The organism is Nguyenibacter vanlangensis (assembly GCF_013376155.1).
In the GTDB taxonomy this organism is placed as follows: Bacteria; Pseudomonadota; Alphaproteobacteria; order Acetobacterales; family Acetobacteraceae; genus Gluconacetobacter; species Gluconacetobacter vanlangensis.
Genome location: NZ_JABXXP010000080.1, coordinates 1 through 8836 on the forward strand (window position 1 = coordinate 1; position 8836 = coordinate 8836).

Here is an 8836-nt window from a genome sequence, read left to right on the forward strand (position 1 = left end):
AGCAGCCCCAGCCCGACCGGCCCGGCATGCAGGATATCGTCGGCATAGACCGGCAGCAGCGCCGTGGCCCCACCCAGCAGCACCGCGAACAGGTCCAGCGAAATCGCCCCCAGCATCTCGGGGCGCGCACGGATGAAGCGCAATCCGCCCAGCAGCGTCTCCATGGTCATCGGCCGCCGCGCCGGCGCCGTGCCGGTCAGCGCCATCCGGTACGTGGACAGCGCCGCCAGGCCGAACCCCGCGCCGCACACGGCGTAGCAGAACCCCGCCCCGCCGCCATAGAGCAGTCCGCCCACCGACGGCCCCATGATCGCGGCAAACTGGAACAGCGAGGACGACAGCGCCGTCGCGCGCGGAAAGATCGCCGCCGGCACCAGCGCCGGCAGGAAGGTCTGCTGGCTGGGCATCTCGAACACCCGCGCCGTGCCGAACAGCACGACCATGCCGTAGATCACCCCGGGCGTCAGCCAGTGCCCGAACGAACCCGCCGCCATCACCAACGCGCCGCACGCCTCGACGATCTGGCAGGTCACGGTGATCGCCCGCCGGTTGAAATGATCCGCCGCATGCCCCGCCACCAGGATCAGGCAGACCATCGGCAGGAACTGCGCCAGCCCCACCCAGGCCAGCGCCCGCGCGCTGTGCGTCAGCATATAGATCTGCCACCCCACCGCCACCGCCTGCACCTGCGCGGAAAACGAGGACAGCAGCCGCGCCGACAGAAAGGCCGCCAGCCCCGGATGGGCGAGCAACGACAAGCGCGGCACGGTCGCATCCAGGGGGACGCCCCCTCCCGCAGGGCCGCGGGACAGGGACTTCAGGTCGGCTGGCTCAGGCATGATCCCACGACCATAGAGCGCGATCGTCCCCGGTTGAAGCAACCCCGACCGCAAATCGCCCTCCCGCGCCCGAAAAAACCGCGCGCCGCCGCGCCACGAAAGTTTTGCCAAATGGCAACGATCCGGGCAAAAGGCGCTCCATGAAGGGAAACACCGCTCTCGGCTCTCTGGACGGATCGCTGCGCACGGATCGCCGTCCCATGACGGACGCGCCCCGCGCCACGGACACGCCCCGCCCCGATATCCGCCTCGATATCCGGGTGGGCACGATCACGGATGCCAGGCCGTCGGCCGCGGCGTTCGGCCCGGGCTACGGCCCGCCGGGCTGCCAGCTCTGGATCGATTTCGGCCCGCGCATCGGCGTCAAGCAGTCCACGACGCACCTGTCGGCCCGCTACACGCCGGAAACGCTGATCGGGCGCCAGGTCTGCGCCGTCATCAACGTCCCCCAGCGCCAGATCGGTTCATGCTACAGCGAAGTCCTCACCCTCGACATGCCCGACAAAAGCGGCGAGGTCCTGCTGATTCGCCCCGACCATACCGTGCCCGATGGAGGAATGCTGTTCTGATGGCCACCAACTACGCGACCGTAACCTGGGACCAACTGCACCGCGACGCGCGCCTGCTCGCGGAAACGCTGATGCCGCGCGGCCCGTTCAAGGGCATCGTGGCGATCACCCGCGGCGGCCTGATCCCGGCCGCCATCATCGCCCGCGAAATGGATTGCCGGCTGATCGAGACGATCTCGGTGGTGACCTACGATGAAGAGCACCAGGGCAAGCCGAACGTCGTCAAGGCCCCGGCGGCGGCCGGCGACGGCGAAGGCTTCCTGATCGTCGACGATCTGGTCGATTCGGGCGTGACCGCGCAGCTCGTCCGCCAGCTCCTGCCCAAGGCCCTGTTCGCCTGTCTCTACGCCAAACCCTCGGGCAAGCCCCTGACCGACCTGTTCGTCGTCGAGGTCCCGCAGGACACCTGGGTGCTGTTCCCCTGGGACACCGCGCCGCTCTTCGTCCCGCCGCTCGCCCGCAAATCCGACGCCGCCTGAACGCGCCCGGCCCCACCACCACAGGGCCGCACGCGGCCGCCTTGTCCTCCCTTCGCCCCCCCTCGGGCGAAATTTTCGCCCGACCGCCTGCCAGACCGCTTGCCAGACCGCCCAATGCCTCATAGCTTCCCCGGGTTCGGGGCGTGGCGCAGCCTGGTAGCGCGCGTGTTTTGGGTACACGAGGCCCCCGGTTCGAGTCCGGGCGCCCCGACCAGCGGGAAGACGCAGCGGAAGCACGCGGCGAAAGATAAAGGGGATCTCATTCCATGCGGGCCCGAATCTATCAGCAAGCCAAGACCGCCACCCAGTCCGGCCAGGCCAACACCCATGAGTGGATCCTGGAATACGGCCAGACCCAGCCGCGCCGGCAGGACCCGCTGATGGGCTGGACCGGCAGCCGCGACACCAGCGCACAGGTCCGCCTCACGTTCCCCAACCGCGAATCCGCCGTCGCCTACGCCGACCGCCACGCGGTGCCGTACGATTTGGAACTCCCCACCCCGCGCGTGCGCAAGCCCAAGGTCTACGCCGACAATTTCCGCTATGACCGGGTCCAGAACTGGACGCACTGAACCGGACGCCGCGAACTGGACGCCCCGCCCCCTTTCTGGCACATCAGACCCACCGTCCGCCCCATCGGCGGACGCGCCGCCGACAGGTACGCGCCCTTAGCTCAGTTGGATAGAGCAACAGCCTTCTAAGCTGTGGGTCGCTGGTTCGAATCCAGCAGGGCGCGCCACCCGCTCCACGGCCATTCCACCGCCCGACCTATGGACACCCCCCGAAAACCGGGATAAGCGAGGTGCCAAGGAGAGGTGGCCGAGCGGTTTAAGGCAGCAGTCTTGAAAGTTACTGGGGGGTTGTGAGGCTGCGCTGGGCGTGATGAGAAAAAAGGAAGGCAATTAGAGCCGCTTAGCGATAGGTCGGCGAATCGCCACAAACTCACCAATCGTAGCGTTGTAGCCAGTGTGTAGCTGCCGTCGCTGGAACGGCATGGAAGTGTGGCCGAGTGGTTTAAGGCACTGGTCTTGAAAACCAGCGACGGTGCAAGCCGTCCGTGGGTTCGAATCCCACCGCTTCCGCCATCCCCGTCATAACAGCACCCCACGCCCGAGAGCGCAGGGTGCCGGCAGCGTCAGGCAGACGGCAAGGAGTGACCTCATCCCGCTGCTGGCTCCGATCGATTATCGAGGGTCGGTTGCCTTGACCTCGGCGGGAGCAAAATGGCCCCCTCCCGCAACCTCATCTCAGAACTGTGTAGCTCGTCTCGTCTCCCCGGCGGGGTTCGCACATGCGCAGGCGAAGCACGTCCTCTGAGAAAAAATGGACGGCAGCACTTGAGACAGCCGTGTCAGCCTACCTTCCTGACCATACGTGGCGGGCGACAATCCCAGCACCGGCTCGCGGCGCACGCAATCGTCAAAGCCCCACCGCTTCGGCTCGATCACGCCCAATATGTCCGCACCGTCGCTCACCGGGAATGCGAAGGTGTCGCGCGGGGCATAGGTGATCTTCGGCTTGGGTGGCGTGGGCGGTGCCGGTGGCAGCGGTGCCGGTGGCAGCGGCGCTGGTGCTGGTGCTGGTGCTGGCTGACTCTGCTGCTCCCGCCACGCTAGTAGTCACGCGGGTTCACCGTCAGCGAGCATACGCCAGCGCCCATACCCCGCCCTCGTCCCACTCGCGGAGATGATCGAGGACTGGCAGAAAGTCCCCGGTCAGCCTACCCGCCTCTACTTCTGCATAGTCCTCGCTATCGGCGTCCGGCGCCAAGTGCGGCGCGCCCATGCTGTGGAAGTGGCGGCGCAGCAGGCCGTCTTTGATTTCCTTCTGCTAGGCAGCTTCTGCAGCGCGGCGCTCCGCGAGAGGAATGTCAGCGAAACCGTCCAGCTCTGCTTTCTGGTCAGTCATGATGTATCACCTTCAGTTGAGTGAGAATGTCGTAGGCCTCGGCGCGAACCTCGAAGTCGTCGCAGTAGCGCATCAGTTCGCACATGCTGCTGACCGCTATATGGCGCAGTTCGCCCCGCTCCTGATCGTTCAGAATGGCGAGCATGTTCGCGAACGGGTTCTAGCGGTCGGTATGCAGAATGTCGTCGTGGTTGAGCGGGACGACATAGAGCGGGTGCGAGAACTGGTCCGCGATGACCACAGCCCAATCCAAGCACTCGCGATAGGCGCTGATCGGCATGTAGCGGGTGGAGATGGCGCGGCGCACGCACGCGCGGGTCGTCAGTCGGACCCGCCCAGCCCACATAGACCAGCACGTCATCCGCTTCCGGCTCGTCCATGACGACCTTGTTCCTGACTGTGGTTATCGTCATCATGGCCGGTGTCCCCATGTCAATCTGCGCCAAGGCCGGTCGCATCGCCGACTTTTTCGTGCGCAGTGCAAATAATTCTGTTTTACGCCCGGGCATCGCTCGCCGCCCCCAACGCCTCGATCCGAGCAGCCAGCTCCTCGGTGGCGAGCACGTCCGCGAGGGATTTGATGCTATCGATGATGAGCCGCCCCACGGTCGGCGCGATCGCACCGGCAGCAACGGCATCGAGCTCCTGGGCGACCTGTTCGCTGATCGGGAGGGAGGCGTCGAACTCGAAGCTGACCTTCTCCGCCTACGCCGTCACCGAGGGCGGCATCTTGGCGAGAACGATACTGGCGGCGTTCGTATCGCCCTCCAGCGCCTTCCCGACCAGCACGGCGATGATGTTCCGCATTTCATCGAGCATCTGCTGTGTGGCGAGTAGCCGCCGATCCGGTCGCCCCGGCGGACGCCCGCCGGGGTTACCGCTCTGGCCGGGCTGAAACTGCCACGGCTTGCCATCTTCCGCTTCGAGCAGAGCAGGCGGGAGGGGGTGGGCTTCCAGTCTATCCCCCAAGGCGGTGCAATCATGTCAGTCATGAAGATGCCTCGAACTGTAAAGAACAGCAGCCGATCAGACGGGCACAGCAAAAGGAGCGTTTGCAGCGCGCACCCTCTCCCGAACCTGCTCGGGCATCCACGTCCGAGCCAGCACCCTGCGGCCCTGCCGATCCTCGTTGTATTCCTTGTGGGCGCCGACCGCCTGCTCGACCGCCTTGGTAAGCAGCTTGTATCGGTTGTTGAGCATGTCGGCCGTCGCCTTCATGGCGCGGACCTTCTTGGCTTCGAGCGGACGCTGGGCTTCGTGCCAGTCACGGAGGTACTCGGCGTGCAGATCGGGATCGAGACCGGACAGCTAGGGCGGCGCGCCCAGCACGGCAGCCGCGGTCACCTCGTCGCCTGCCTCAATGGCCTTGCGCAGCGCGTTCATTCGCGGCCCCTGTTCGAGGCCAGCGACGTGCTGGCGAATCTCGGTCGCCATTGCCCGCCCCGCCTTGCTCTCGACCGGGGCGCAAAGCTCCTTCTCCATCGCGACGATGTTGTTGTTCAGCATATCGACCGCGCGCGACCACGACGCATAAACCTTGCTCATCCGCTTCTTGGCGTGATCGTCCACCGCGACAAGCTGGGCGAACTTATTGAGCGTCGGATTGGTCTCTGCCGCTGCCTTGGCATCGTGGATGCTTTTCAGCGCCTCGAATGCCTCGCTGACCGCCGTTTCGGTCTGGCCAAGTAGCGAACGTGTATCTTCGTCGTAATCGGCAATCTCACCCACGATGCCGGGGATGAAGCGTGGGCGAAAACGGGTGTCCACTTCATCGGCCATTTATCGAACTCCTGCGCTTGATGTGGCTAGACATTGGCTACAAGCTAGGGATGTCGGTTGAAGGTCCACAAGGGATTTATTTGTAATAACAGTTACTTGACTCAGTTCTGCGAGAGATCCACGGCAAAGAACATATACGCGGCTCGGCGATTTTCCGGTGATGACCAGGGCCATCTGTAGAACAAACTAGGAAACCCTTGATCCTGAGCTTCACTCCAGCAAGTATGTGCTCAGGGGCAAGGGGTAAGATGACGAACAGGGTTCATATAGACGCACCTGCCGGTGTGGTAGAGATCGAAGGCGAGAAGGACTTCGTAGAGGGGCTGCTTGCGAAGCTTTTCCCGCTGCTCGAAGAGGCGGGGTTCGGGAGCCGCCCGCCGAGCAAAGTAGTACCAATGCAGACTGGCGAGGAGGCACCCGATTCTGATGAGGAGATCACCGAGAACTCCGTCGGCAGGCCCAAGGTAAAGCGCAAGCGCAGCGTCGCACCTAAAGGGCACTCTTGCGCTGACCGGATACTCGCGTTGAAGGGCGAAGGTTTCTTCAAGGAGAAGCGTGGCATGGGGGAGATCGTGACTGGCCTTGCCACGAAGGGATTCGTGCATAAGGCCAATCAGGTCTCGGCTGCTGGCGAATCCCTCTTCAAGAGAAACCTGCTCCAGAGGACCAAAGATGGTAACGGCCCGTTCCAATATTATTGGGATAGGGACTAATCTTTTGAGCCTTCCAAGCCTAAAAGACACTCTCAACACCATCCCTGCCGGACTCCGCGATCCTCTCATTGAGGAATTTGAGCAGGCGCTTGACGAATACCGCGCTGCGGACTGGGAGAAGGTCGGCCTCAAGGCGGGCAAGTTTTGTGAGATCGCCTATTGCGTGTGCGCTGGGCACGCGACTGGCTCCTATACAACCACTCCATCGAAGCCGAGCAACTTCTCGCAGGCGTGCCGAAACCTTGAGCAGCATAACGGCACGAAAGGGAAGTCGTTGTGTATGCAGGTTCCGAAGGTTCTCGCGGCACTATACGAGCTTAGGAATAATCGTGCCATCGGACACGTATCTGCTGAGGTAAGTCCGAACCACATGGACGCGGAGTTATTCCTACGCGGCATGAAATGGGTAATGGGCGAACTAGTTCGCAACTATTCGCAGCTCGCACTTGCAGATTCTCACACCGTCGTCGAAGCGGTCACTGCGCGCACCTTCCATATGGTATGGTCGAGTGGCGATGTTCGGCGAGTGCTCGAGCCAGCCAAGACGTCCGGTCAAAAGGCGCTGATCCTGCTATACGCCGAAAGCAAACCCGTCTCTGTCGCGCAGCTACAAGCATGGGTTGAGTATAAGAACGGAACCGACTTCAAGCGCAAAGTGCTGAAAGATCTTCACAAGAAGGCGTTGGTCCATTTTGATGAGAAGTTGGCCACAGCCCAAATTTTGCCTACCGGGCAGGCGCTCGTAGAAAAGTCTGGCCTGCTCGTGACGAAGTGACCGCACTGTACGACTAACGCACCAAGGCCGTTTTTGCGCTAACCGCGCACGAACGGATTTAGCTTTGCTTTGGTGCGTTTCCCTATAGGGCTAACGCAGCAATGCGGCTGCGTAGCGCCTAGCCCTTGGGGCGTTGCGCGCACCAAAACGCACCGATAACGCACCAACGCCCGTCGATGCGCGACGGCTTCTACCGGTTCATGGAACTCTACGGCGGCGCAATTCAGAACAGCCCTGACGCCGCCCTTCTAAAAATCACCCGCATTTTCACCCTGCGCCGCCCGCCGCACGCGCCGCGCGCGCACGCGGACCAGAACCTGCAACGGCGCCAGCAGCGGCAGGACGATCAACCCGATATGCCGTCCCACCCAACTGCCCGACATGAAGCCGCCATGCGACACGTTCATCCCGACGGCCACGCCGCTCAAATACAGCATGGTCGCAGTCGCAAGCACGCTGACCAGCACAATGCCGACGCGCGCGGCGGCGGATCCAATGGCCATGCCCATCCCCCCCTTTTGACCGGCATAATGGTTCCGCCAGGCAAAAAAACCCGTCCGCCTCGCAAACTCGCGATCACGGCGCGTCGCACCTGGACAGGCCGGCAAATCGACCATCCCCCATCGCCGGCCGCCATTGACCAGCCGCCTTCCCGCCCGACACACTACCCGCCCACGCAACGATAATCGAGGCCCCTCCCGAAGCCCGCACCATCCACCCGCACCCGATGGAGTCCAGACCACGATGGCCCCACGCCTGTCCGTCCCGCTCGGCGCCGCGTTGCTCGCCTCCGCCACCCCCGCCATGGCCGCGCCCCCGACGGCCTCCCCCACGCCCGCGCCGGTCCGGGAACATCTCGTCGTCATCGGGAACAGAACCTACACGCCGGCACCCGTCCCCGACATGTCGCGCCCGCCGCCGAAGGATGACGATGCCGGCATCCCGCTGGGCCCGCTGGGCAAATTCCGGCTGGGCGGCACCCAGGACCCGGACCACGACCCCGTCACCGGAACCTGGCTGGCCCCTTTCGGCACGGCTTACGAGACCTCCAACCCCCTGTCCCAGCGCCACCAATAGGGGTCGCCCCCTTGTGATCCGACGCACCGTCAGAACGGCGCGACAACCCGCCAAGCCGCGCGCGACCATGATAGATTATGTAGAAACGGGACCGAAAACTGGAGGAATGACATGCTCGATCATGTCGGCATCGGCGTTTCCGATTTTGGCCGCGCCCAGGATTTCTACGACCGGGCCCTCAAGCCCCTGGGAATCGACAGGCTCCACGGGGACAATACCACTTTCGCGGGCTATGGCGAGGCACCAAAGCCCATCTTCTGGATCGGCCATGAGCAAGGATCGCCGGCCCGTACCCATGTCGCATTCACCGCCGCGGACCGGCAGAGCGTGGACCAATTCTACAGCGCCGCACTGGCCGCCGGCGGCCGGGATAACGGGCCGCCCGGCCTACGGACGCAATACCACCCCGATTATTACGGCGCCTTCGTCCTCGATCCCGACGGCCATAATATCGAGGCCGTCTGCCACAAGCCCGCGGCCCCCTGACCGCGCCGGCAGCCCCCGCCAAAGACGGCGCTTTTTGGAAACCTGTTACTTATCAATGAATCGGGGGCTAAAGGTCCACGCCTCCCCCACGGGTCGAGGGCAGCGCCTCGCGCCACCCCGTCACGATCCATACCGGACAGGCCGGACCAGCCGGCCTGTCCCGGAGCATCACGCCACCCGGCGCGCCCCGCCGCGCTGGCCGCCACCCTGG

Annotated in this window: 14 protein-coding genes and 3 tRNA genes; 10 read left to right on the forward strand and 7 right to left on the reverse strand. The window is 64.0% G+C overall.

Annotated elements, in window-relative coordinates:
• The coding region (locus HUK84_RS06615) for an MFS transporter (RefSeq protein WP_374729278.1) at positions 1 to 767 on the reverse strand (767 nt) is incomplete at its 3' end.
• A 272-nt stretch (positions 768 to 1039) separates the two neighbouring features.
• On the opposite strand from HUK84_RS06615, the gene HUK84_RS06620 reads away from it, so the two are divergent.
• From HUK84_RS06620 to HUK84_RS06645, 6 genes are all read left to right on the forward strand, one after another.
• Positions 1040 to 1408, forward strand: a complete 369-nt coding sequence (locus tag HUK84_RS06620) for a tRNA-binding protein (RefSeq protein ID WP_176639578.1) — start codon at positions 1040 to 1042, stop codon at positions 1406 to 1408.
• Positions 1408 to 1887, forward strand: coding sequence for a xanthine phosphoribosyltransferase (gene gpt / locus HUK84_RS06625; RefSeq protein ID WP_176639579.1), 480 nt, complete (start codon positions 1408 to 1410; stop codon positions 1885 to 1887). The genes HUK84_RS06620 and gpt overlap by 1 nt, the downstream gene beginning before the upstream one ends.
• Positions 1888 to 2024: 137 nt before the next feature.
• A tRNA-Pro gene (locus HUK84_RS06630) sits at positions 2025 to 2101 on the forward strand.
• Positions 2102 to 2153: 52 nt separating this feature from the next.
• Positions 2154 to 2459 carry an ETC complex I subunit gene (locus HUK84_RS06635; protein WP_176639580.1) on the forward strand — a complete coding sequence of 102 codons (306 nt, stop codon included), beginning with the start codon at positions 2154 to 2156 and terminating at the stop codon, positions 2457 to 2459.
• Positions 2460 to 2549: 90 nt separating this feature from the next.
• Positions 2550 to 2626: transfer RNA gene (locus HUK84_RS06640), tRNA-Arg, on the forward strand.
• Positions 2627 to 2882: 256 nt separating this feature from the next.
• Positions 2883 to 2972, forward strand: a tRNA-Ser gene (locus tag HUK84_RS06645).
• Between the two features lie 815 nt (positions 2973 to 3787).
• Here HUK84_RS06645 and HUK84_RS06650 read toward each other — a convergent pair.
• The 5 genes from HUK84_RS06650 to HUK84_RS06670 all read right to left on the reverse strand — a co-directional run bounded on the left by HUK84_RS06650 (position 3788) and on the right by HUK84_RS06670 (position 5574).
• Positions 3788 to 3940, reverse strand: coding sequence for a hypothetical protein (locus tag HUK84_RS06650; protein ID WP_176639581.1), 153 nt, complete (start codon positions 3938 to 3940; stop codon positions 3788 to 3790).
• Positions 3941 to 3955: 15 nt separating this feature from the next.
• On the reverse strand, positions 3956 to 4156 hold the full coding sequence (locus HUK84_RS06655; RefSeq protein ID WP_176639582.1) for a hypothetical protein: 201 nt from the start codon (positions 4154 to 4156) through the stop codon (positions 3956 to 3958).
• 344 nt (positions 4157 to 4500) lie between these two features.
• Positions 4501 to 4764, reverse strand: a complete 264-nt coding sequence (locus HUK84_RS23755) for a DUF5681 domain-containing protein (RefSeq protein WP_374729279.1) — start codon at positions 4762 to 4764, stop codon at positions 4501 to 4503.
• A gap of 57 nt (positions 4765 to 4821) precedes the next feature.
• Positions 4822 to 5013 (reverse strand): hypothetical protein, encoded by a 192-nt coding sequence (locus HUK84_RS06665; RefSeq protein WP_176639584.1) that lies wholly within the window; start codon positions 5011 to 5013, stop codon positions 4822 to 4824.
• A gap of 90 nt (positions 5014 to 5103) precedes the next feature.
• On the reverse strand, positions 5104 to 5574 hold the full coding sequence (locus HUK84_RS06670; protein ID WP_176639585.1) for a hypothetical protein: 471 nt from the start codon (positions 5572 to 5574) through the stop codon (positions 5104 to 5106).
• A 248-nt stretch (positions 5575 to 5822) separates the two neighbouring features.
• On the opposite strand from HUK84_RS06670, the gene HUK84_RS06675 reads away from it, so the two are divergent.
• The gene (locus HUK84_RS06675) at positions 5823 to 6287 is read left to right on the forward strand and encodes a hypothetical protein (RefSeq protein WP_176639586.1); all 465 of its coding nucleotides are present in this window, start codon (positions 5823 to 5825) and stop codon (positions 6285 to 6287) included.
• Entirely contained in the window at positions 6247 to 7062 is an 816-nt protein-coding gene (locus HUK84_RS06680; RefSeq protein ID WP_176639587.1) for a hypothetical protein, read from the forward strand. Before HUK84_RS06675 ends, HUK84_RS06680 begins: the two co-directional genes overlap by 41 nt.
• 248 nt (positions 7063 to 7310) lie before the next feature.
• Here HUK84_RS06680 and HUK84_RS06685 read toward each other — a convergent pair whose 3' ends face one another.
• Positions 7311 to 7565 (reverse strand): hypothetical protein, encoded by a 255-nt coding sequence (locus tag HUK84_RS06685; RefSeq protein WP_176639588.1) that lies wholly within the window; start codon positions 7563 to 7565, stop codon positions 7311 to 7313.
• Between the two features lie 241 nt (positions 7566 to 7806).
• Between HUK84_RS06685 and HUK84_RS06690 the strand changes: the two genes are divergently transcribed.
• Both HUK84_RS06690 and HUK84_RS06695 read left to right on the forward strand, forming a co-directional pair.
• Entirely contained in the window at positions 7807 to 8139 is a 333-nt protein-coding gene (locus HUK84_RS06690; protein WP_176639589.1) for a hypothetical protein, read from the forward strand.
• A 111-nt stretch (positions 8140 to 8250) separates the two neighbouring features.
• The gene (locus HUK84_RS06695; RefSeq protein ID WP_176639590.1) at positions 8251 to 8625 is read left to right on the forward strand and encodes a VOC family protein; all 375 of its coding nucleotides are present in this window, start codon (positions 8251 to 8253) and stop codon (positions 8623 to 8625) included.
• Positions 8626 to 8836: the final 211 nt, after the last annotated feature.

Coding starts and splice junctions, on each gene's coding strand:
- HUK84_RS06665 (WP_176639584.1), bottom strand. CDS start 5,013: ATGAAGGCGACGGCCGACATGCTCAACAACCGATACAAGCTGCTTACC.
- HUK84_RS06675 (WP_176639586.1), top strand. CDS start 5,823: ATGACGAACAGGGTTCATATAGACGCACCTGCCGGTGTGGTAGAGATC.
- gpt (WP_176639579.1), top strand. CDS start 1,408: ATGGCCACCAACTACGCGACCGTAACCTGGGACCAACTGCACCGCGAC.
- HUK84_RS06655 (WP_176639582.1), bottom strand. CDS start 4,156: ATGACGTGCTGGTCTATGTGGGCTGGGCGGGTCCGACTGACGACCCGC.
- HUK84_RS06670 (WP_176639585.1), bottom strand. CDS start 5,574: ATGGCCGATGAAGTGGACACCCGTTTTCGCCCACGCTTCATCCCCGGC.
- HUK84_RS06680 (WP_176639587.1), top strand. CDS start 6,247: ATGGTAACGGCCCGTTCCAATATTATTGGGATAGGGACTAATCTTTTG.
- HUK84_RS06695 (WP_176639590.1), top strand. CDS start 8,251: ATGCTCGATCATGTCGGCATCGGCGTTTCCGATTTTGGCCGCGCCCAG.
- HUK84_RS06650 (WP_176639581.1), bottom strand. CDS start 3,940: ATGCTCGCCATTCTGAACGATCAGGAGCGGGGCGAACTGCGCCATATA.
- HUK84_RS06685 (WP_176639588.1), bottom strand. CDS start 7,565: ATGGCCATTGGATCCGCCGCCGCGCGCGTCGGCATTGTGCTGGTCAGC.
- HUK84_RS06635 (WP_176639580.1), top strand. CDS start 2,154: ATGCGGGCCCGAATCTATCAGCAAGCCAAGACCGCCACCCAGTCCGGC.
- HUK84_RS06620 (WP_176639578.1), top strand. CDS start 1,040: ATGACGGACGCGCCCCGCGCCACGGACACGCCCCGCCCCGATATCCGC.
- HUK84_RS06690 (WP_176639589.1), top strand. CDS start 7,807: ATGGCCCCACGCCTGTCCGTCCCGCTCGGCGCCGCGTTGCTCGCCTCC.